The following is an 18,729-nucleotide window of genomic DNA, read 5'->3' as shown; positions in this document are numbered from 1 at the left end:
CCGACAGCGCCATCAACCGACAATCGGCCGAGCACCTGCATTCGACAGGCATAGGCCAAGAAAGGAACTCGGCTACAGCACCACCACTTGCAGCTGCGAGCCGCGAGTCGCCCAAGCACAGGCCAGGTCGTCGATCCATCCGCGGACACGATCGTATTGCGCTTGGCGAGACTTCGTCCAATAGGCGCCTTTGGGGCACACCGCTTCGCGTAGCCCAGTAACCAACAGCAAGGCCGCACGACGACCGGCGAGCTTCTTCATCTCCACCACAATCGCCTGTCGAATCCACAACGGGCTAAAATTTTCAACGGTTGGCACATGCCAATGCGCAAAGGCCAACTCGCTCTCCCCTTCCCCTCCGAAATGCAAGTGTGCCAGTCGGTCCGCACAGTCGCGCAGCGACACCTCCATAAAGCCCCGGTCTTGCTCTTGACTAAAGAAATCAAGTGCGCGGCGAGCGTGTTCTGCACGGTCTGGAGCCGAAGCACCCGTGCGTGCTAGCAATTCATTTAAAGTCCGCAGCTGCTCAACTGGGTCACTTTTTACCATGTTCGGTCGATTTCTTCAGATCGAGAATTTCCTGCGCCAATTCAGTTAAGTCACGGAAATCTTTATAAACCGAAGCGTAACGCACATATGCAATCTGATCGAGGTGTTTGAGGCGCTGCATCACATGCTCACCCACCGCTTGGGATGGAATTTCGTGATCGTATTCCTTTTCGAGCGAAGCGAGCACGTCGGCCACGAGCATTTCGATCTGCATCACATCGATCGGGCGTTTCTCCACGGCCTTCTTTAAGCCGCCGAGCAATTTAGCACGGTCAAAATCTTCACGACGGCCGTCGCGTTTGACCACTTGTAGGTCAGCGCGCAGCACTTCCTCAATCGTGGTGAAGCGATAGCCACAGTCAAGGCACTCACGGCGACGGCGAATCGAAGTCTCGTTTTTACCGGTTCGGGTATCGAGCACTTTGGTCTCAAGGGAGGCACATTTAGGGCAACGCATAGGGGAATTAGGAATTAGGAATTAAGAATTAGGAAAACTGAGGTTGTAGAGACTGACACCTGAAAAACCGCTAACTGGAGACTGGTAACAAGCAACCAACAACAAGCAACTGACAACGCACCCCTATAACTTCAGGAAGTTTTCGAGCATTCGCATGCCCTCTTGCGTCGCGAGCGACTCGGGGTGGAACTGCACGCCCCAGACTGGCAGGTCTTTATGCGCCAAGCCCATGATCTCGCCTTCGGCGGTCTCAGCAGTCACTTCGAGGCAATCCGGCAGGGTTGCTCGCTCAACGAGGAGTGAATGATAGCGGGTGGCTTCCATCGGGTTGGGCATCCCTTCGAAAATATCAGTATTACGATGCGTAACGGGCGAGGTTTTGCCATGCATCAGGCGATCTGCCCGCACGACTTTACCACCGAAATGCTGGCCGATGCTTTGATGCCCGAGGCACACGCCCAGTAGCGGCTTCTTGCCTGCAAAGGCTTCGATCATGGCAAGGCTGACGCCCGCCTCGTTCGGCGAACACGGCCCTGGCGAGATCATGACGCGATCCGGGTTGAGCTCCAAAGCCTCCTCCACGGTGATCGCATTGTTGCGGTAGACCTGTTGCTCCACCCCAAGCTCCCCAAAATATTGGACGAGGTTGTAGGTGAAAGAGTCGAAATTATCGATGACTAACAGCATAGCTGAGTGACGAGTAAAAGGTGGTAGTGAAAGTGATGAATGATGACTAGGCTTGGTCGCCTAGGACGCGCGCGACTTCCTGCACGTCTTTATCACCGCGACCGCTAAGGTTGCCAATGATGAGTTGATCCGGAGACATTTCGCGTGCGCGCTTCATGGTGTAAGCTAGCCCGTGCGACGATTCGAGCGCGGGCACGATGCCTTCGATCGAACAAAGTGCTTTGAATGCGTCGAGCGCTTCGGCGTCGGTCGCATAACCGAAGTCAATACGCTCCTTTTCCTTGTAATAAGCGTGCTCAGGGCCAACAGCGGCATAGTCGAGACCAGCGGAAACGGAGTGCGTGAGGTCGATCTGACCATCCTCGTCCTGTAAAATCCAGGTTTTGGATCCTTGTAATACACCGAGTCTGCCACCTTCGAAACGCGCTGCGTGGTGTCCGCGTGTGATTTCGAGACCACCGGCTTCAACACCAGTAAGTTTGACATCTAAATCCTGAAGGAAGGCGAAAAAGATACCGATCGCATTGGAACCACCACCGACACAGGCGGCGACTTCGTCCGGCAAGCGGCCTTCTTTCTCTATAATCTGGCGACGGCACTCTTCGCCGATCACACGATGAAAGTCGCGCACCATCATAGGGAACGGGTGTGAACCAAGCGCAGAACCGATAATGTAGTGAGTCGTGCGAATGTTCGTCACCCAGTCGCGCATCGCTTCGTTGACCGCTTCCTTGAGCGTGCGTTGGCCTGCAGTGACGGCGCGCACTTCGGCACCACAGAGGCGCATGCGATAGACGTTGAGCGACTGGCGGCGCATGTCCTCTTCGCCCATGTAAATCACACACTCGAAGCCCATCTTGGCACACATGGCCGCGGTCGCGATACCATGCTGGCCTGCGCCTGTTTCGGCGATGATGCGCTTCTTGCCCATACGCTTAGCGAGCAGCGCTTGGCCGAGGGCGTTGTTGATCTTGTGCGCTCCGGTGTGGAGCAGATCTTCGCGCTTCAGGTAGATCTTTGCCCCGCCACAGTGCTCTGTGAGGCGTTCGGCGAAGTATAAATTGGTCGGGCGGCCGGCGAATTCACGTAGTTGAAAATCGAGTTCTTTCTGGAACTCGGGGTCTTTACGTGCGGCCTCGTAGGCTTCGGTGAGCTCGAATAGCGGCGTCATCAAAGTCTCGGGCACATACATGCCGCCATAGGTGCCGAAGTGGCCACGCGCGTCAGGCAGGCTGACGGGATCGACTTCGAGGGATGGGTTTGCGGTCTCCATGATTAGAATACGGTTGTGCGCGGGGCGCTTTGTCAAGCAGGCAGACGCGCTTCGAAGGCAGCAATGTCCTCGGGGGCGTCGATGCCGATGGTGGGTTGGTCGGTAATGCCGACGTGAATACGATAGCCATGCTCCATGGCGCGGAGTTGCTCGAGCTTCTCAATGTTCTCAAGAAAGCCAGGCTCCAGCGTAGAAAATGCGCTCAAAAAGTCGGCATCGTAGGCGTAAAGCCCGAGATGACGGTAGCACGGGTGCTTTGCAAGCCACGCCGCACCGACGTCGCCGCCGGTGTCGCGCGCAAAAGGAACCGACGAACGCGAGAAATACAGTGCCATGCCTGCCCGATCACGCACGACCTTGACCTGGTTGGGGTTGGCGAAGTCTTCAGGACGGTCAAATGGGATCGCCAAGGTCGACATTGCCGCGCCGCTCTGCAGCCCTGCTGCTAAGGCACGGATCTGCTCGCCCGTGACGAGCGGCTCATCGCCCTGCACGTTAATCACTGCTGCTGCGCCCACCGATGCGTTCGCTTCGGCCAGACGATCGGTGCCGCTCGGGTGATCGGGGCGCGTGCGCACCACATCAAAGCCAGCCGAGTTCAGGCAGCTCTCCAGCGCATCATCATCGACTGCAAAATACAGAGGGAATTCAGGCGCCACCGTGCGGATACGCTCAGCGGTCCACACAATGATCGGCTTGCCCTGCACCTCATGCAACAGCTTGCGTGGGAAACGAGTGGAAGCCAGTCGAGCTGGCACGATGATAGAAGGCGTCTTTGACATTTAGCCGACAATCATCATGAAAGTTCGCCAATGAACAAGGAAATCAGTGCAACAGAAGCCTCTATTTTACGTGATAACAACGAAGACGTCGCATTTCTCGACGTGCGCGAAGACGACGAGCTCGCAATCTGCAGTATTGAGGGTGCGTTGCACATCCCGATGAACGAGATCCCAGAACGAGCGGAAGCGCTCCCCCATCATTGCCCGTTGGTGGTCTTTTGCCACCACGGGATGCGCAGTATGCATGTGCTCCAATATCTGGAATCACGCGGCTTTGAGAACATCATCAACATGGGCGGCGGTATCGATGCCTGGAGCTGCGAAGTCGACGCGTCCGTGCCTCGCTACTAAACCCTCTCCATGAAACGGTTTGACAACCGAAGCGAGAGCGAACAGCCCTTAAGCATGCACACGCATCGCTTAGCCATCCTAATCCTCGCCCTATTCATGAGTAGCTCAGCCCTACAGGCTGCTGATTTTCATACGTTTAAAGATACTCAAGGCCGAGAGATGGAAGCAAAAATCACTCGTATCAGCGGGGATGACGTCTACATCGAACGCCGTGATGGGCTCAGCACAAAGGTAAAGCGCTCGATTTTCAGTAAAAAGGATCAATCTTACATAGAAGAATGGGCGAAAGAGGCCTTATTACAAAGCGACATCCTTGAAGTGCGCTTCACTGAAAAGAAGACCGACAAACACAAGGCAAGTAGCGGGGGCATAAAAAGCGAAACATACAAGTCCAACAATTCCATCGTAATCGAGAACACGGCCTACGAAGACCTATCTGATCTCACAATCGAATACCTCATTCTGAAATTCGAAGATGCCATCTCCGCACAGAAGCGCAGTGAAGGCCAAATCAGACGCCTCAAGAGCAACACAACCTTAAAGTATTTACCAAAGCGCTCAGAAGTAAGCGTAGAGACCAAGCCCATCCCAATGATGGATACCAAGCTTGAGAGCGGCTACTACTTTAAAAACGGTGGCAAAGAAACCAGTAAAGACGAGATTCGAGGGATTTGGGTAAAGATTTACGTCGGCGACACACTCGTGCATGAAATCTCCAAGCCAGAAAACATGATGCGTAAAGAAGCCTGGTAGGGCCTATTTCGTCTGCATACGGTAGGCACCATCCCAATCTTCAGGGCCACCACTCTCCAAGAATTCACGGCAACGCTGCGCTAACACCGTAGAAGGCGTCGTCGGAGCAAATGCCTTTGATGGCTCATCTGCCTCAGCCGCATTGAACCGCTCCAACGCGGCCGCCCACTCGCCGTTGAAATATAATTGCAAGCCCGCTTCATAAAGGTTGCGACAACGCACTGCCGACGCGCGATCCACAGTTCGATCCCACAATTCGAAGATTTCAACAGCCTCAGTTCGCCCTTTCACCACGATACGATCTAGTTTGCGGTAAAACAGTTCAGGCAAGGTTTGAAGCGCAGAGCGCAACGTGGATCCAGAGACCATCGTATACACGCCATAGCTCTTCGCTCCGCTTTCACAACGTGCCGCCAGGTTAACCGAATCGCCCATCATAGTGTAATTAAAGCGCACACGACTGCCCATATTGCCAATCACTGCGACTCCTGTATTAATACCGATACGAGTGCGCATCTGCGACACCACATCTGGCCACTGACCTGACTGTGCCCACTCTTGGCGCAATTTCTCATGCTGCTCCTGCATACGCAACGCAGCCGCACAAGCACGAGCGGCATGGTCTTTGATTGGCAGCGGCATGCCAAACATCATCACGATGGCATCACCGATATACTTATCCAGCGTGCCCCCCTCGGCCTGAAGCGCATCGGTCATCGCGCTCAAATACTCGTTCATCAAAGGCACCAGCTCATTGGGCGGCAACTGCTCCGAAAACGCCGAGAACCCTTCCACATCTGAGAATAAAGCCGAGACCTCCGCCTCAGTGCCACCGAGCTCCGGGTCGCGCCCGGACTCTACCATCTCATCCACCAGTTCCGGTGACACATAGGCACCGAAAAGCGTCGTCATACGGCGACGTTGCCATTCTTCCGAGCCCAACTTTAACAGAACTACAAAGAGCGCGGTGGTGAAGGCCGCAGACACAGGTGCAATCAATGGCAACACCCAGTTCAGCATAGCGAACGAATAAAACACGACTACGATGTAAAGCGTAAGCACCAGCAAGGAGCCAACTCGAGTCAAGCTATACCCCCGACCACTCCAGAGAGTCATACAAGCCACTAGTAGGGTCAAAGCGATGGTCAACACGACTACCCCAGCACTGCTTAAACGCTGAATGTAAGCCTCATCCTGAATCGTGCGATATAGATTCGCATGCAAACCGACTTTCGGCACAGGAGACCGATCAAAGGGAGTGGGCGCGATGTCCTTCAACTGGGGATCAACAGGACCGACAAAGATGACTTTTCCCTGAAAACGTTTAAACCAATGCTCCATTTCCTGTGTCATAGAAGCATCATTCTGTTCACGAGCTACGCTGAGCGCTCTCGCTCGGCCAAGCACTTCTTTCATACTATAATGCTCAGCCAAAGCATTCTCCTGCCAACCTTCGAACCAGTTCACTTCCAGTGACTGCGACAACACTAGTGGGATTCTCCGAAATTCCTGAGAACCGTCTGATATGATCAGCGCATCCTCCTCTCGAGTCACCGCATCAGGGCCGAGCCCATGCGCCGCCAAGAAAACTTCCAAACCAAACGTAAGGATTCTCTGCTTTGAGTATTTCGGCAATGCATACGTTTCCCAACCATCCTTATCCACTAACTTAAACTGGTCTCCTTCGGCCACGACCTGCGGTTCATTCATGAAATCCATCTTTTGCATCATAGCACCATCCATTAAGTGCAAGCTAAAGCGGGCTCCCTCAATTTCGATGAATGCTGGCACTAGATAAGGAACTGCTCCACCACTCAGCATCTCATCAACATTCGCCAAGCCGATCCGACCATACTCCTCTGTAATAATTGGAAATGTCGGCGCCTCAGGAAAGGGAATCACAGTCGGATCATCAAAGCCATCACGTATAAACAAGAGATTAGACAGCTCGTCGGCGACATTCGAGTAAGTTCCATTATACGCCGAGGCGAGAACGATTCGATCGCCATAGTGCTCGATCACTTCACCAAAGGATTGGTCCCCTTTTCGCGCGCGATCGACATCCAGTAGCGACCCCTTGCCAAACTTCGACAAAATAATATCAACGCCAACCACCTTTGCCTTCCCTGGCCCCAGTAAGGCATTGAGCAATAGACCGAAGTTCTGGCGATCCCATGGTCGATCCCCAATCGACGACACAGTGTCCGCATCAAGGTCAACAAATACAATCGGTGCTGTCGATTGCTGCTCGCCGCGCGCCAAATAGCGCCAACGCATCGTCTCTTGCTCAAAGCCGTCCAACACCCCTTCCGACCAAAGAAAAATCCACACCGCAATCGAGACCCCGATCAGCCCGAAATAAGAAATAAGTTGCTTCAATCCATTCACAAGAAACACCAAGCTGCATCAGTTCGCGGCAAATGCCAAGCCTCAGAACAAGTCAGCCTCGTAGCTCGATGGTGACTGAATAACCGCGCGGGACGGAGTCACTGGCGCAGACTGTGGCGCATACTCAATCAACAGCGGTCGCTTCGTTCCCCGCGCCTCAGCGACTTCAGCCAGGGCATCGGCGCCGCTATCCGCACGTTGCATTGGCTTCATGTTCGCGCGAAATGCCCCTGCCGATATATCCAACTCAGTCACAGCAGCCTCCATCGCTGCAAAATCCTCAAATAGCTCGCTCGCTTCTTCTGAGACTTCTGCCACCTCGATGGACGGGCGCCCCGAAGCCCCCGCTCCCCTTAAGCGCTGCCCATTACGTAAAGTATACGTATCACCCTTCAGATTAGTAAACCGAAGCACACCATCCGCACACTCAATAGAAAAATCATAGATATGACTGCGCTCATCATAGACGATTTCCATTAACCACCAGCCATTCTTCACCGAAATACGCCCCACTGGCGTCTCTACAATCATTTGAGAATTATCACTTAGCGCACGGTTGTCGACCGCCACCAAACCTTGCCTCAAATTCAAAATCATTCGGCTTTTGCCTGCATCCTCAGACGTCGCGATATCTTGTTCAAAGCGCTCAATCGCAAAATAGCCCGAACCTTGATTATAAATTGAGATCCGATTCGATGTCTGAAGAAAGACCGATTCCCCCACCGCGGTGCGAACCTGAAATAAGCCAAGCACATGACGAGGCTGTGAATCTTCCGAAGACAGTTGTAGCATCTCCCCCCCGACCTCTTCCAGTCGCGGCTCACCTCGCACGGACGTCACCACCGCCGAACCACGCATCCATTGCTCGGCTTGGCCGATGGCACACGTCACGCATAGGCATGTTAAAATGACAAAAAAGACTTTGCGGGAAGTGACACTCATAGAATGAGAAGTTTTTGCTGTAAGCGGCGAGCCGCAGCATTATCTGGATTAATTTCTAGCGCGCGCTCCACGGATACGATTGCTTCATCGCGCCTCTCCTTAAAGTGACTCGTATAAGCAGCCCAATAATAATGCGCATTACTATTATTCGGAGCCAACTCTAGGGCACGTGCCAATGCCAATTCCGCCTCAGCATCATCCCCGCCCAAGCCCTGAGCGATGCCCAACTGCGCCCAAGCCATCCAATACGTCTCGCTGAGATCAATCGCCCGCTGAGCATAATCCGAAGCCAACGCACCGAGATACTCATAACTCGCAGGATTGCCATAAAAGAACTGGCAATGTGCCGCACTCAGACCAATCCATGCATCTGCATTGTCAGGGTCTAGCAACACCGCCGCCTCATACAGTTCGACCACCTCATCCAACAACTCTAGATTCCCAGACACATGCACACGCTGCTCAACGATCTGATCCAAGCGTTGACGAGCATGCAACTCCAGTGCCTGCGACTCGACACGGAACGCACTCACCGAATAAAACCCATATGCCACCGCGATACTCAAACAGAAATACGCAAAACGCATCCAGCCACCAGAAGGGAGGCTCAAACGCCGCTGTAGACTGGATTTTATAAGTATCGCGAAAAACAGCACACCATACAACGTGAGAGCAGGCGTATAAAAAACAAAAGTGCACAACAAACAGAGCGCAAACGACAACACTCCAGCTAATCCAACCGACAGGAAAAACTTCGTCGGTGGCATGATCGTGCCCTTTACATCTTTCAACTTCACACGCGCAGGCTCAGTTCTCCACTGTCGAAACGCCCACCAGACCACACATACAATCGGCAGCAAAAAGAGCACCCCTCCGACAGCCCCATACTCCGACAAAATTAATAAATAATCGTTGTGCGGCGTCGCGGGTAACTTGTGCAACGAAACCGTATCACTCTGCTCAAACTCAGCAGAAAAACTTCCCGCACCCGAGCCAAACAAAGGCGCTCCCAAAGTAACATCCAGCGCCTCCTGCCATAATACCAAACGAACCGCCTCACCTTCCTCAGTCATCGCCAGCCCAACACGCTCCTGAAACTTCGGGGACAGAGCCATCTGTGGCAACACCGCCATCACGATCACAGAGGCTCCAAGCACACTCCCCCACACCCTGCGCGACGTTTTCAAGAAGCACACCCACGGCAACACCACTAAAATAACGAACAGCAATGCCAAGGGCCACAGCAACTGCGTCAGCAAAATCCCCACAACAAACATCACTGCAATGTAGATACATAAAATGCGCAAGACCTTCGGTAAACGTGGCACTAAGCCTGCAATCAGCAATGACGGCAATAGAATCAAAAGAAACGCGGCAAAACTATTTGGATCCGCAAACGAACCGGTCGCCTGTCCTAAGAACTCAGGACTGAGCTGCAATCCATACTCCGTCAACGCTGTCGCGAGTTTCCCTGGATTCTGAAAAAATTGATAAAATCCGATAAAAATGGCGTAGGCCGCTGGCGACAGCGCAATCGTAATCAATACCCACAAGTGCGCGCGCGTGCGCACATTATTCACCAATACCCACAGAAAGATAAGAGCCTCGAGCACATAAATCAGCTCATACCAACCACGCCACGCCATTGAGCTCTTGGAAAAAACACTCAGCACCACCCACGCCACAAACGGGACAAAAAACAATGGAATATGGCTTAGCCGCTTCGGCTTCTCTTTATCCACCGCCAGCCAAAGCCCATGCATCACAATCAAACACACAAACAGCGGGAGAATCAGCACATGCGTATCTGGCCGCACCCCTCCAAGCAGCATCGTTGATGCGGCAATAATTCCCCCGAGACAAAAAGTAACCAGCCAATCGACGAAGTTCCCCCAAGAGAGACGGCCAAAGTAGGGCACATTACCGGTTTTATCGATCAGTGAAGGCATAGAATAATAGAAATAACTTTAGGGGAATTCGTAATTAGGAAGTAGGCATTACACAGTCCCTACCACTCTATAAACAATAAAATGCAAACGCTTAAATGACATAACGGGGAACCCATCAATCAATCTGTTTTCTTGAGTCTATAGCAGAAGCCGTTTCTATGACGCCACTCTCAAGCCCCAAATGAAAAAAATCATCCTCACTCTTGGCATCGCCACCCTCCTCATCGCTCTCGGGCTACGTGCCTACTTCGCCTTCGTCCCACCACCAGAGCCGACGCTGCACAAAGCACTCGCCGATATTGTCCCCAGCGCACTCCCCGGCTGGAAGATCAAAGACATGGACATGGCCGAGTCCCCCGAGTCCAGCGCCCGCATCACCGACTTCCTCAACTTCGACGACGCTATTTTCCGCGTCTTCGAGAAAGGCGACACCTTCGTCGGCCTCTACATCGCCTACTGGACACCCGGCAAAGCCTCCTACCGCTGGGCTGGCGCTCACACACCCGACACCTGCTGGGTGGTTAACGGATGGACTCGCGATGAGCGTGAATACAGCATCCCCTTCCAACATGATGGCCAAGCACTCGAGCCCGCCGAATTTGGGATCTATTCAAAATCAGGACAAGCCCAGCAAGTCTACTTCTGGCACCTAGTGGGCGGCAAAGCACATGGCTATACTCAAAAAGAAGTGCCGAATATATTCGGCGCGCTTTTAGACATTAAAAATCACGGCCTAAACTTACGCCAAGAGCAATTCTTCGTCAGACTCTCGAGCAACAAAAGCCTCGAAGAGCTCAAACAGCAAGACGGGTTCGATCAAATCCTAGACGCACTCCTACAATTGGGAATGCAAGAGAAAGTGGAGTCGCCTCAGGGTTAAGCAAACTCTCGGGCTGGGTTCCCAAAGACCTTTTGCCCTGCGCGCACATTGCGGATCACGACAGAACCGGCGCCAACAACAGCACCGTCTTCGATACGCTTCCCTGGGATCACACGCACGCCAGATCCTAAGAAGACATCCTCTCCTAGCTGCACAAACCCGGTCAGGTCACACTGCGCACTCACAGTGCTCCAGGCTCCGACACGCACATCATGCCCAACCGTGCAATGTAGGTTAAGCATTACCATCTCGCCGATTTCGACATCGCAAGTCACAGTTACGCGCGGGCAGATCACCACCCCTTCGCCGATCGACACATTCGGACCAACAATCGCAGTTGGATGCACGAGCGTAAAGAAGCTCGCACCACGCGCCTTCAGCGACTCGCACACACGACGCTTATGCGCACGCGCCCCGATCGCACAAACGAACAAATCATCCGAGCTCGGCTGAAAGTCCGAAATGCTCGCGACGACTCCAAGCTCATAGTCGAATCCATCCAGAGCGCCCAAGTTATCATCCAGAAAGCCCTGAACCCTCCATTCTACATTGCACTCGGGTGAATCAAGCAACCAAGCATAGACCTCCCGACCAAAGCCTCCCGCACCGACAATGTATAAATTCTTCATTAATGCTTAAGCTGCTCCACGCTTCGCATTCACGAACTTACATAAATCCTCAAGCGTTGCTAGATTCTGAAAATCGGTCTTCCGCAGCAACACTCCATATTCCATGTCGATTTCATCAGTCACAGTCAGCACTGCCAAGGAGTCCCATGCTTTCAAATCCTTAAACTTGGTCTCCGCAGCGAGTGCATTCTCAGGCAACTCCTCTAAGCACTCCGAAAAAATTCCGATTAATTGATCTAAATTCATATCCCACAAACAATTCGAAAAATTCACATTCGGCACAAGGTTCTATTGCGATGAATTCAACTCAATGATCTCACACACGGGCAATGCCGATAAATCGACCAAAGCACTGCCCCACGAAAGCCCGACTCCAAAGCCTGAAAGCAACACACGCTTCGCTTCCGCGCCGCATAACACCTCCGACAATTCGCCGCACATGGCGGACGGAATCGACGCCGAGCTCTGGTTCCCGTAACGCTCGACTGTCTGCATCGGCACCTTAGCTTTATTCACCTTCAAGCGTTTCGCGATATTACCTAAAATATAACGATTCGCCTGATGAAAGACGAAATAATCCACTGCTTCCAAATCCACCTCTGCATAGTCCACTAACTCGCGCACAGCCTTCGGCTCCACAGTAATCGAAAAATTAAAAACCTCGGCGCCATCCATAACGAGGTTTTCAGCAGAGCGCACATTCCCGTCTTCATCCGCCACTTCGACCTGCGTCTCTACCGAACTCGGCATACGCTGCCCCCCTGCGGGCACGATCAATTTATCAAACCCTTTTCCATCTGTGCCGAGGCTAAACCACGCCTGCGCGGCCGTATCATCACCTTGAATCAAGGTCGCACTGCCCCCATCACCAAACAGCGGCGCAACGGTGCGATCTTTCGGGTTCACAACCCGACTCAGCGTATCACCGGCTAGCAACAGCACACGCTCGCAACCGCCCGCACTGACCATCATATGCGCCAACCATAGGCCATACACATAGCCCGAGCAGCCCAAATTCACATCCAGCGCAGCACAGCTCTTAGCCAAATCCAAACGGCCATGCAGCACTGCTGCATTACAAGGCTGCAAGTGATCCGGTGTTTGTGTGACAAAAATCAGCGCATCCACTTGATCGACCCCCACCTCACTGGCTTCGAGCAATCGTCGCGCTGCCGCCTCACATAAATCGACCGCGGTCGTGCCAGGGTCCACCACTCGGCGACGATCCAAGCCAATCGTCTTTCTCAGACGAGCGATTTGCTTCTCGTTACCTCCAAACAGATCAATCTCATCATCGATACACTTCTCTGATGTCGGAACACATGTCACCACACCTCCAATGCGCACACCACTAAAGCAACTTTTCGCCATAGTAGAACCATGTGGACTCCCGAAAGAAAGGGGAAGTCCAATTTCCCTCCGCCCAAATATAGCCACCTCAACGCACAAAGTGAGCAAAGCATTACGTCTTGCCCGAACCATGCTTAACAGTTTCATTCAACAGATAGCCCCCTCCACTAGAAACACCCAAATCACGACTCCCCATGCAACCGACTCGAAACGACATCGCAACCATCGTCCTCGAAACACTACACGAACTCGGGGAGGATCTCGAAAAAGAGGAACTCACCACAGCGGATGAAACCACACGCCTGTTCGGGGCTCGCAGTTCCCTAGACAGTATGAATCTAGTCAACTTCATTGCCGATGTCGAAGAACGTATCTCGGACGACTTCGAGATCGACATCACGCTCGCCAATCAAAGCGCAATGAGCCGCACACACTCCCCTTTCCGCAGAGTCTCCAGCTGCATCGACTATACGATGGAACTAATCGCAGAGCATCAAGCATGAGCAAAATCGCCCTCATCACAGGAACGCGCAAAGGAATCGGCCGCGCCCTAGCCGAACACTTATTACAGCAAGGCTGGATCGTTGCTGGCTGCAGTCGCCGCAACAGCGACATCGACTCGCCCAACTATCACCACTACAACCTCGACATCGCAGACGAAGACGCAGTGGTAAAAATGGTGCGCAGCATCAAGCGCACACTCGGACCGATGGACGCATTGATCAATAACGCAGGCATCGCGTCCATGAACCACCTACTGCTCACTCCTGCCAAAACCTGCCGCGCGATCTTCGAAACGAATGTCTTGGGCGGATTTATCTGCATGCGCGAATGCGCTAAGCAAATGAGCCGTAAGAAACATGGCCGCATCATTAACTTCAGCACAGTCGCCGCACCGCTCAACTTAGAAGGCGAAGCTATCTACGCAGCCAGTAAAGCCGCCATCGAATCACTCACACGCACTGCAGCCAAAGAGCTCGGCTCATACGGCATCACCGTCAATGCAATCGGCCCGACTCCGATCGACACAGACCTCATCCGCACCGTCCCCAAAGATGCCATCGACGCACTCATCGCGCGCCAAGCGATCCAGCGACTCGGCACGATCGATGATGTTATTAATTGTGTAGACTTCTTCCTGCGTGACGAAAGCGCTTTCATTTCAGGGCAAACACTTTACCTCGGAGGGATCTCCTAACTACTAAATATGAGCGATTGGCTATTCGAACGTTTCAAAGAATTCGGTGAGCGCCCCTTCCTCGCACAAGACTCCGAAACTCACACCTACTCCGAGCTTTCCCAGCAAATCGAGGCTTACCGCAGCGCTCTAGCGCAACAAGGCCTACAAGCCGGCGATGTCGTCACCCTCGAAACCGACTACTCGCTACAAGGCATCGCCGCACTGTTTGCACTTTTTCAGTTACGTGCGATTGCCGCCCCCGTCGCCACCGTGTCTCAAACTGAAATCGAGATGCGCAGAGAAGTCGCCAACGCAAACTGGAGTCTCACGATCCACGAAGACCACACGCACACACTGTCCCGACTCGTCGATCCACAAGAACAAGCACCACACGCACTCATCGTAGAAGTCACTCAAAGCGGAGCGGCAGGCCTTATATTATTTAGCAGCGGCAGCACTGGCCACCCCAAGGCCATGATCCACAACACCGATCACCTACTCAATCAGTTTGCTAAAAAACGTAAACGCAGACTCAGCATCCTGATCTTCCTGCTCTTCGATCACATCGGAGGCCTCAACACACTCTTCAACGGCCTCGCAAGCGGCGCGCTCATTGTCACGCCACGCTCACGTGACGCCAATATCGTCGCCGAAGCCATTCAGCGCCACGGCGTCAATCTACTGCCAGCATCTCCGACCTTCCTCAACCTATTCCTACTCAGCGGCGCCCACCGGAACTACGACCTCTCTAGCCTCCGCTTCATAACGTATGGCACCGAACCAATGCCAGAAAGCCTACTACTGAGACTCAAAGAAGCGCTACCCGACGTCGCCTTCATCCAAACATTCGGCACCAGCGAAACTGGGATCTCACAAACGGTCAGTCGCTCTTCCAGCAGCACACAAATTAAAATCGACGACCCTAACTCCGAACACAAAATCGTCGAAGGCGAACTCTGGCTGCGCTCCAAAAGCCAAATCCTAGGCTACCTCAACCACGAGATGTCGCGCTTCACTGCCGACGGCTGGTTTAAAACTGGTGACCTCGTCGAAGAAGCCGACGACGGATTCCTCACGATTACAGGCCGACGGGAAGATATAATTAATGTCGGCGGCGAAAAAGTCACTCCCTCGGAAGTCGAAAGCATCTTGCTCGAACTCCCAGAAGTCGCCGATTGCCTCGTCTATGGCCAACTAAATGCAATCACGGGCCAAAACGTTGCAGCTGAAGTCGTCCCCGCTCAAGACACCGACCGCAAGGCACTCAAGCGCAAGATCAAGCAACATTGCCGCAAAGCACTCAGCCCCTACAAAGTGCCCGCACGCATTCAATTTACAGATCAGACAACATTCAGTGACCGCTTCAAAAAAAGCCGAATCGCACAGGCCAAACCAAACGACTAAACTACGTTTTTGCATCTACCCCCCCCTGATCAAATACGTAACAAAGTCATTGCACCCAAGCGAAAGCTCCACTTACATGATCGGTAATTCAATCTTATGCACTCCATAGAGCACAGAGATTTGATTCACACTCTCTATTAAATTAAAGCCCTCAGAAAGGAATCACCTTGGACTTAAAAGCTATCAAACAGGTCGTTGAAATGATGAAACGTTCGGAAATTTCCGAATTCGAAATCGAGGAGGAAGGCTTCAAGCTACGCCTCAGCCGCAAGAATGGCGAAACTCAGATCATTCAAGCCGCAGCACCACTCGCAGCCGCGCCAGTAGCTGCCGCAGCGCCAGTAGCAGCTGCCGCAGCACCAGCCGCACCGGTCGAAGAAGTCGGCATCTCCATCGTCAAATCTCCGATGGTCGGAACTTTCTACGCAGCAGCCTCCCCTGAGAGCCCTGCATTCGCTAAGATTGGCACAAAAGTGAACGCAGACTCGACCGTCTGCATCATCGAAGCCATGAAGGTGATGAACGAAATCCAAGCCGAAATCAGCGGCACCATCACAGAAGTTCTCATCGAGAACGGTGAAGCCGTCGAATACGGCCAGCCGCTTTTCAAAGTTAAAACGGCTTAATCCGGATGCTTAAAAAAGTTCTCATCGCAAATCGAGGCGAAATCGCACTTCGCATCGTCCGCGCTTGTAACGAACTTGGGATTAAGACGCTTGCCGTCTATTCCGAGGCAGACGAGCAATCTCTCCACGTGCAACTCGCTGACGAAGCAATCTGCATCGGCCCAGCTGCGGGCAACCTCAGCTACCTAAAGGGTGATCGCATCATCGCGGCTGCCGAGATTGCAGATGTGGATGGCATTCACCCCGGCTACGGCTTCCTTGCCGAAAACGCTGATTTCGCCGAGCAATGCGCCGAATGTGGCATCAAGTTTATCGGACCTGGCTCCGAAGCGATCATCAATTTCGGCGACAAGGCTAAGGCACGCGACATGGCAATCAAAGCCAAGGTGCCAGTCATCCCAGGTAGTGATGGCACTGTTGACAATGAAAAGGACGCACTCGCAACTGCCAAAAAAATTGGTTTCCCGGTCATCATTAAGGCTGTCGCCGGTGGCGGCGGCAAGGGCATGCGCACCGCGCACAACACAGTCGCATTCGTTAAAGAATACAACAATGCCCGTAACGAAGCCGAAAAGGCATTCGGCAACGGCGCCGTATATCTCGAACGCTTCCTAGACGCGCCACGTCATATTGAAATCCAGCTCCTCGGCGACCAATTCGGCAACGTGATCCACCTCGGCGAGCGTGATTGCTCAATTCAACGTCGCCACCAAAAGGTGATCGAAGAAGCGCCCTCCCCATTCATTTCGGAGAAAATCCGCAAACAAATGGGTCGTGACGCAGTCAAACTGGCAAAGTCAGTCAACTACGAAGGTGCCGGCACCGTTGAGTTCCTCGTCGATGGCAACGGCGACTATTTCTTCATCGAAATGAACACCCGCATCCAAGTGGAGCACGGTGTCACCGAAGAAGTCACAGGTGTTGACTTGGTCAAAGAACAGCTCCTCATCGCCAGCGGCAAGCCACTCAGCTACAAGCAGGACGACATCAAGATCACCAAGCACTGCATCGAGTGTCGCGTATGCGCCGAAGATCCGGGTCGCAACTTTGCACCCTGCCCGGGTGAAATCGGGCTCTATTACGCCCCAGGAGGCCACGGTGTGCGCATCGACTCGCATTGCTACAGCGGCTACACGATTCCGCCCTACTACGATAGCATGATCGCAAAGGTCATGACTTTCGGCAAAACACGTGAGCTAGCACTCGACCGCATGGATCGTGCACTTGGCGAATACTTGATCCGCGGCATTAAAACGAACATCCCGTTCTCCCGCGCAATCATCCGCGACCCGATCTTCCGCGAAGGCAAAGCGACCACGAAATATATCGAGGAGTTCATCGAGCGCGTCCCCAAGGATCTTTACACCTAATAAATAACAACAGTATATTGCACCAATCATGAGCAACGAATCTGAAAACAGTAACGAGTCCACAATCCCAACAGTGTCCGAAGGCTCGAACACTCTCGGTGAAATCCGTATCAACCACAGCGTGGTTGCGAGCATCGTTCGCTTGGCAGCCCTCGAAGTCGTAGGCGTCGCCGCAGTTGGCGGTGGTTTTGTCGATGGCATCGCAGAAATCTTCTCCAAAAAAGGAGATGAGCGCGGCGTCCGTGTAGATGAAGACGAGGTAGGCGACTACCAAATCGAGATTCGCGTAATCCTCCGTTTCGGCGTTGAGCTCGCAACTGTTGGCAACGAAATCCAGCAGCGCATCGCTGAGCAGGTCGAAAAAATGACCAGCAAGACCGTCGCCCGCGTCAATGTCATCATCGATGGTGTCCGCACCACCGAACAAGAAAAAGAGGCAAAAGACGAGTGGGACGGCCAAGCGCACGTTGACTAGTCCGGACAGGAGACGGGGCACTCTTGTCCCGTTTCTCATCTGCCACTGAAGGCGCCATCTTCGCACACAAGCACACTATGAATTGGACTGAGATCACCGAGGCGCTGAGCCACTTCGCTGAGCCAACGTATCTGTATGCAGCTGGAGCCTTTATCGCGCTCTCATTCGCGCTGATACTACTGCTTCGCCGTCAGCCAAAAAAGATCGTCGCATATCGCACCGAAAACGGCCGCGTCATGGTCAGCCGCACTGCGATCGTGGAACTGATCCGCACGTCCTGCCAACAAATCAACGACGTCACCAAGCCAAGTGTCAAAATTAAGGTCAAAGGTAAGACCACTCACTTTGACGTTCAAATTCAACTCATGAGCGGCGGCCGCCTCAGAGAGATCGAGCAAACCTTACAAGAGCACCTGCGCCATTGTCTCACCGAAAACCTCGGCATCGAGAACCTAGGCAAAATCAACATCGTCGCCACAGGCTTTAAAAGCGGCCGCATCCAAGTCTCCAGCCCGATCACGAGTAAAGATAAGCCTGCTGAGCTAGATGTCATACAAGACGTTGAGCCGGAATCTGTCGAAGCCCTGCAAGAAGAGCTCAAACAGAAATCTCTTTAGCCGCGAGCGTATTGAGTTACCACACTTGCCGATGAACCGGACGCAAAAATTGCTGTCATAGACGTTC

General features: G+C 53.1%; 21 protein-coding genes. 10 read left to right on the top strand and 11 right to left on the bottom strand.

Annotated elements, in window-relative coordinates:
* Nucleotides 1-72: 72 nt before the first annotated feature.
* From GZZ87_RS05645 to kdsB, 5 genes are all read right to left on the bottom strand, one after another.
* Nucleotides 73-549 (bottom strand): hypothetical protein, encoded by a 477-nt coding sequence (locus GZZ87_RS05645; RefSeq protein ID WP_162025550.1) that lies wholly within the window; start codon nt 547-549, stop codon nt 73-75.
* Nucleotides 536-1,006 carry a transcriptional regulator NrdR gene (nrdR, locus tag GZZ87_RS05640; protein WP_162025549.1) on the bottom strand — a complete coding sequence of 157 codons (471 nt, stop codon included), beginning with the start codon at nt 1,004-1,006 and terminating at the stop codon, nt 536-538. The genes GZZ87_RS05645 and nrdR overlap by 14 nt, the downstream gene beginning before the upstream one ends.
* A 123-nt stretch (nt 1,007-1,129) precedes the next feature.
* Nucleotides 1,130-1,693 (bottom strand): aminodeoxychorismate/anthranilate synthase component II, encoded by a 564-nt coding sequence (locus tag GZZ87_RS05635; RefSeq protein ID WP_162025548.1) that lies wholly within the window; start codon nt 1,691-1,693, stop codon nt 1,130-1,132.
* 46 nt (nt 1,694-1,739) lie between these two features.
* Nucleotides 1,740-2,966: a tryptophan synthase subunit beta gene (trpB, locus tag GZZ87_RS05630; protein ID WP_162025547.1), complete on the bottom strand. Its 1,227-nt coding sequence runs from the start codon at nt 2,964-2,966 to the stop codon at nt 1,740-1,742.
* A gap of 32 nt (nt 2,967-2,998) precedes the next feature.
* On the bottom strand, nt 2,999-3,748 hold the full coding sequence (gene kdsB, locus GZZ87_RS05625; protein ID WP_162025546.1) for a 3-deoxy-manno-octulosonate cytidylyltransferase: 750 nt from the start codon (nt 3,746-3,748) through the stop codon (nt 2,999-3,001).
* A gap of 30 nt (nt 3,749-3,778) precedes the next feature.
* Here kdsB and GZZ87_RS05620 point away from each other — a divergent pair, with 30 nt between their 5' ends.
* Both GZZ87_RS05620 and GZZ87_RS05615 read left to right on the top strand, forming a co-directional pair.
* Complete coding sequence (locus GZZ87_RS05620; RefSeq protein ID WP_162025545.1) at nt 3,779-4,099, top strand: rhodanese-like domain-containing protein; 321 nt, start codon at nt 3,779-3,781, stop codon at nt 4,097-4,099.
* Nucleotides 4,100-4,108: 9 nt separating this feature from the next.
* A complete protein-coding gene (locus GZZ87_RS05615) occupies nt 4,109-4,852 on the top strand; it encodes a hypothetical protein (RefSeq protein WP_162025544.1) in 744 nt (247 codons plus the stop codon).
* A 3-nt stretch (nt 4,853-4,855) separates the two neighbouring features.
* On the opposite strand, the gene GZZ87_RS05610 is transcribed toward GZZ87_RS05615, so the two are convergent.
* The 3 genes from GZZ87_RS05610 to GZZ87_RS05600 are packed head-to-tail and all read right to left on the bottom strand — an operon-like array spanning nt 4,856 to nt 10,131.
* Entirely contained in the window at nt 4,856-7,231 is a 2,376-nt protein-coding gene (locus tag GZZ87_RS05610) for an adenylate/guanylate cyclase domain-containing protein (RefSeq protein WP_162025543.1), read from the bottom strand.
* A gap of 51 nt (nt 7,232-7,282) precedes the next feature.
* Nucleotides 7,283-8,182, bottom strand: coding sequence for a hypothetical protein (locus GZZ87_RS05605; protein WP_162025542.1), 900 nt, complete (start codon nt 8,180-8,182; stop codon nt 7,283-7,285).
* The gene (locus GZZ87_RS05600) at nt 8,179-10,131 is read right to left on the bottom strand and encodes an O-antigen ligase family protein (protein WP_162025541.1); all 1,953 of its coding nucleotides are present in this window, start codon (nt 10,129-10,131) and stop codon (nt 8,179-8,181) included. Before GZZ87_RS05600 ends, GZZ87_RS05605 begins: the two co-directional genes overlap by 4 nt.
* Nucleotides 10,132-10,312: 181 nt before the next feature.
* Between GZZ87_RS05600 and GZZ87_RS05595 the strand changes: the two genes are divergently transcribed.
* Nucleotides 10,313-11,011, top strand: coding sequence for an exosortase-associated EpsI family protein (locus GZZ87_RS05595; RefSeq protein WP_162025540.1), 699 nt, complete (start codon nt 10,313-10,315; stop codon nt 11,009-11,011).
* Here the strand turns inward: GZZ87_RS05595 and GZZ87_RS05590 are convergent.
* The 3 genes from GZZ87_RS05590 to GZZ87_RS05580 are packed head-to-tail and all read right to left on the bottom strand — an operon-like array spanning nt 11,008 to nt 13,011.
* On the bottom strand, nt 11,008-11,640 hold the full coding sequence (locus GZZ87_RS05590) for an acetyltransferase (protein ID WP_162025539.1): 633 nt from the start codon (nt 11,638-11,640) through the stop codon (nt 11,008-11,010). The two genes, GZZ87_RS05595 and GZZ87_RS05590, sit on opposite strands and share 4 nt — an antisense overlap.
* 6 nt (nt 11,641-11,646) lie before the next feature.
* Nucleotides 11,647-11,886, bottom strand: coding sequence for an acyl carrier protein (locus GZZ87_RS05585; RefSeq protein WP_162025538.1), 240 nt, complete (start codon nt 11,884-11,886; stop codon nt 11,647-11,649).
* Nucleotides 11,887-11,928: 42 nt separating this feature from the next.
* Nucleotides 11,929-13,011 carry a 3-oxoacyl-[acyl-carrier-protein] synthase III C-terminal domain-containing protein gene (locus GZZ87_RS05580; RefSeq protein WP_162025537.1) on the bottom strand — a complete coding sequence of 361 codons (1,083 nt, stop codon included), beginning with the start codon at nt 13,009-13,011 and terminating at the stop codon, nt 11,929-11,931.
* A 173-nt stretch (nt 13,012-13,184) separates the two neighbouring features.
* Between GZZ87_RS05580 and GZZ87_RS05575 the strand changes: the two genes are divergently transcribed.
* From GZZ87_RS05575 to amaP, 7 genes are all read left to right on the top strand, one after another.
* Nucleotides 13,185-13,493 carry a hypothetical protein gene (locus tag GZZ87_RS05575; protein ID WP_162025536.1) on the top strand — a complete coding sequence of 103 codons (309 nt, stop codon included), beginning with the start codon at nt 13,185-13,187 and terminating at the stop codon, nt 13,491-13,493.
* On the top strand, nt 13,490-14,188 hold the full coding sequence (locus GZZ87_RS05570) for an SDR family oxidoreductase (protein ID WP_162025535.1): 699 nt from the start codon (nt 13,490-13,492) through the stop codon (nt 14,186-14,188). Before GZZ87_RS05575 ends, GZZ87_RS05570 begins: the two co-directional genes overlap by 4 nt.
* Before the next feature lie 9 nt (nt 14,189-14,197).
* Complete coding sequence (locus GZZ87_RS05565) at nt 14,198-15,574, top strand: fatty acid--CoA ligase family protein (RefSeq protein ID WP_162025534.1); 1,377 nt, start codon at nt 14,198-14,200, stop codon at nt 15,572-15,574.
* Between the two features lie 167 nt (nt 15,575-15,741).
* A complete protein-coding gene (accB, locus tag GZZ87_RS05560; RefSeq protein ID WP_162025533.1) occupies nt 15,742-16,200 on the top strand; it encodes an acetyl-CoA carboxylase biotin carboxyl carrier protein in 459 nt (152 codons plus the stop codon).
* Between the two features lie 5 nt (nt 16,201-16,205).
* Nucleotides 16,206-17,570: an acetyl-CoA carboxylase biotin carboxylase subunit gene (gene accC, locus GZZ87_RS05555; RefSeq protein WP_162025532.1), complete on the top strand. Its 1,365-nt coding sequence runs from the start codon at nt 16,206-16,208 to the stop codon at nt 17,568-17,570.
* A 28-nt stretch (nt 17,571-17,598) separates the two neighbouring features.
* Complete coding sequence (locus GZZ87_RS05550) at nt 17,599-18,045, top strand: Asp23/Gls24 family envelope stress response protein (protein WP_162025531.1); 447 nt, start codon at nt 17,599-17,601, stop codon at nt 18,043-18,045.
* A 77-nt stretch (nt 18,046-18,122) separates the two neighbouring features.
* The gene (gene amaP / locus GZZ87_RS05545) at nt 18,123-18,662 is read left to right on the top strand and encodes an alkaline shock response membrane anchor protein AmaP (RefSeq protein ID WP_162025530.1); all 540 of its coding nucleotides are present in this window, start codon (nt 18,123-18,125) and stop codon (nt 18,660-18,662) included.
* Nucleotides 18,663-18,729 lie beyond the last annotated feature (67 nt).

It is taken from the genome of Lentimonas sp. CC4, assembly GCF_902728235.1.
Taxonomy (GTDB): domain Bacteria; phylum Verrucomicrobiota; class Verrucomicrobiia; order Opitutales; family Coraliomargaritaceae; genus Lentimonas.
The sequence above is the reverse complement of the archived record's forward strand: the minus strand, read 5'-3'. Positions and strand labels throughout refer to the sequence as shown.